Here is a 2835-nt window from a genome sequence, read left to right as displayed (position 1 = left end):
GCCCACACCGACCATTGTTCGGACGACCCGCTGGGCACGATCCCGGCGATGTCGAGCCGGGTGAGCACGAGCGCGGCGGCGGCCGCGATCGCCGGCAGGATGAGCGAGGCCACCGAGGTCAGGGTCGAAGCCAGCACGGCCCCCGGCGCCGAGGCGAGCGCCCGGAAGAATCCGCCCGAATCGGTTCCGCGGTCGAACCGATACCGCTGGACCTTCCGATCCAGACGCGTGCCGGTGCGGGCGAGCACCGACCAGATCAGAGCGACGAGGCAGATGACGAGCGGCCCGAGGGGCATGACGGCCACGGCCAGAGCCACGAGTCCGAAGACGACCCAGCCGCCCGACTGCACCCGTCGGTATCCCATCGGCTGCATCGGCTGCCCGCCTGGCGGCATCGGCTGCCCGCCTGGCGGCATCGGCTGCCTGCCCGGCCCCATGAGCTGCCCGCCGTGACCGGGCTGGTCGCCCCACTGCCCCTGATGAGCCTGACCATGCGGACCACCGGGACCGCTCGGCCCGACGAGGTTCTGCCCCTGACCGGGCTGAACGAAGCCGGAACGGCCGAGGTCGGCGCCGGCCATGGGCGATCCCGGACCTGCCTGAATGTCGCCGTTGGGGTTGTTGATCGGCGGGGCGGTCGCCTGCTGCGGGGGCTGCCCGTGCATCCGCCCGGAGCCATAGCCCGGCGCCTGGCCGGGCCCGGCATGACTGGTCGGCCGGCTGGAGCCGGGGTACTGCGGCTGCCCGCCTCCGGACGGTCCGGCTCCCGGGTAGCTGGTGCCTGCGCCGATAGCCGCACCCCCGAGCGCTGCCCCAGCGGCCCCGGCACCACCAAGACCGGAACCCCCATGCCCGCTGCCACCGTCGTCGACGGCAGGCATGACCGCGGTCCCGCTCGATGTCCGCTGCGGACCACCCGCTCCTGCCCCTCCGCTGGGACCGGAACCGAGCTGCGGCATCCGCCCGGACTCGATGTCGACGAGAGCGTCGAGGATCATCTGCCCCGACGGACGGCGTTCGGGTTTCGGATCGAGGCAGGCGGAGATGAGCGGAGCGAAGTTCTTCGGCGCCCCGTCGAGGTCGAATTTGCCCATGGCCACACGACCGAGCACCGCTTCCAAGGGTCCGGACCCGTAGGGGTTGCGGCCCGTGGCGGCGAACGCCATCGTCGCGGCCCACCCCCACCAGTCGGTCTTCTCACTCGACGTCTTGCCGTCGGCGATCTCCGGGGACAGATAGCCGGGGGTGCCCATGACCAGACCGGTGGCGGTCACGCGCACTTCGTCGGCGACCTGGGCGATGCCGAAGTCGATGACCATGGGCTCGCCGTCCATGATCATCACGTTCGCGGGTTTGAGGTCACGGTGGATGACGCCGGCATCGTGGACGGCGTTGAGGGCGTCGAGGAGGGCATGGCCGAAGTGGACGAGCTCGTCCTCGGCGAAAGGGCCGTTGTCACGGACATCGTCAGACAGGGTCTGCCCGTCGACGAATTCGGTGATGATGAACGGCTGCGCGGAATCGAGCTCCGCGTCGAGGACTTCCGCGATGCGGGGGTGGCGGATCCGGCGCAGGGTGCGAGTCTCGCGGGCCAGACGCTTGCGCGCGGTCTCATCATTGGCGATGTGCGGATGGAGGACCTTGACGGCGACCGGGTGGTTTCCGCCGTCGACACCGAGGTAGACGACACCCATGCCGCCCGAGCCGAGCTCCTCGATGAGGCGGTAGCCTCCCAGTTCCTGATCCATCACCTGGCCAAGCCTAGTCGAGCGAGTAGAGTTCGTTCCAAGGACCGACACAGGAGGAGGCGCAGATGAGCACCGTCGACTCTGCCGAGACCAGCACCGACACCCCATTCGGCGACAGCGATTTCGTCGTCGTGGCCAACCGCCTGCCCGTCGACCGTGATCCCCATGATGCGAACCACGGATGGCGCACCTCACCAGGGGGTTTGGTCACTGCAGTGGCTCCCGTGATGAAGGCCCAGGAGGGAGCGTGGATCGGGTGGACGGGCGTCGCCGACGAGGACTTCGAGCCCTTCACCATCGACGGCATGCACCTGACCCCGGTGACTCTGACAAGTGAGGATGTCCTCAGGTACTACGAAGGGTTTTCCAACGCCACACTGTGGCCGCTCTACCACGACGTCATCGTCCCGCCCGAGTACCACCGCACGTGGTGGGATGCGTATGTGCGGGTCAATGAGCGCTTCGCGGCCAAGGTCGCCGAGGTGGCTGCGCAGTCAGCGACCGTGTGGGTTCACGATTATCAGCTCCAGTTGGTTCCGCAGATGGTCCGACGCCTGCGCCCTGACCTCGCGATCGGTTTCTTCAACCACATCCCCTTCCCGCCCTATGAGCTCTTCGCTCAGCTGCCGTGGCGCGACGAGATCCTCCGCGGGCTCCTCGGCGCCGACCTCATCGGGTTCCAGAGGCCTGCGGACGCAGCGAACTTCCGCCGTGCCGTCCGCGGGCGGCTGGGATATGCGACGAAGGGGTCGACCGTCTCGGTGCCGCCGGGTGATTTCCTCCCGGCCCACCTCGTCCGCGCCGAGCCGTTCCCGATCTCGATCGACACCCCTTATCTCGAGGAGCTCGCCCGCGATCCGAAGATCGTCGAGAGGGCGAAGCAGATCCGCGAGGAGGTCGGCAATCCTCGGGTGGTCATGCTCGGCGTCGATCGGATGGACTATACGAAGGGCATCCGCCACCGGCTCAAGGCGTTCGGGGAGCTGCTCGCCGAGGGCCGACTCGATGTCGAGGATGTCGTGCTCATTCAGATCGCGACCCCGTCGCGGGAGCGGCTCGAACAGTACAAGATCATCCGTCACGACGT

2 protein-coding genes are annotated in these 2835 nt (G+C 68.4%); one reads left to right on the top strand and one right to left on the bottom strand.

What is annotated here, in order from left to right; all coding sequences use genetic code 11:
• Positions 1 to 1748, bottom strand: a 1748-nt coding sequence (locus ACTIIH_RS16195; RefSeq protein WP_441452846.1) for a protein kinase domain-containing protein, incomplete at its 3' end; no start/stop codon positions are given.
• 65 nt (positions 1749 to 1813) lie between these two features.
• On the opposite strand from ACTIIH_RS16195, the gene ACTIIH_RS16190 reads away from it, so the two are divergent.
• On the top strand, positions 1814 to 2835 hold a 1022-nt coding region (locus ACTIIH_RS16190; RefSeq protein ID WP_441452845.1), incomplete at its 3' end, for an alpha,alpha-trehalose-phosphate synthase (UDP-forming).

It is taken from the genome of Brevibacterium sp., assembly GCF_052105255.1.
Classification (GTDB): domain Bacteria; phylum Actinomycetota; class Actinomycetes; order Actinomycetales; family Brevibacteriaceae; genus Brevibacterium; species Brevibacterium linens_B.
This window is presented reverse-complemented; position numbering and strand designations above follow the sequence as displayed.